General features: G+C 43.7%; 1 pseudogene. It reads right to left on the bottom strand.

The window, feature by feature from the left end:
- A pseudogene (locus R8N47_RS28010) lies at positions 1-533 on the bottom strand (diguanylate cyclase); the annotation flags it as partial.

The following is a 533-nucleotide window of genomic DNA, read 5'->3' as shown; positions in this document are numbered from 1 at the left end:
GTATCTGGAAACATAATCGAGAAATTAAACCGAGAACGCTCAGGAATAATATCGCCATACAAGCGCGACTCGTCAGGACTCGCGATATAAAAGCCGTTGTGCTTAACCAACTCGATGTGGAAATCTCGCACTGGTGAATAGTTGAGAAGGGATGACAGATACTCGATATCGACATTCAACACTAAGTAACCCTGTCGAACGTCATTCACTGAAATTGGCATCAAAATGCGTAGTGACGGACTTAGCGGATAAACCAATTCACCTTTGTCCCTTTCAAGTTCAATCCCCCAAGCTGAGATTTGCTCGTTATCCAAACTCTGCGCGTATTTAAAATACTCTCGCGCAGATTTATCTCGAAGGATCAATGATGGGCCAGCGATGCTGGTTTTGAAATCGTATTTAATGCGAACTTTTTCGGTGCCAGAGGTATCGAGAAAACGGATCTGCTTATACAGTTTTTGGTTGCGAGCAACCGAGCTCCACATGTTCTCTAAGATGGTCAGATTGGCTTTACTGGGTTCACGTAAGTAATC

It is taken from the genome of Vibrio sp. 2132-1 (assembly GCF_033344315.1).
This window is presented reverse-complemented; position numbering and strand designations above follow the sequence as displayed.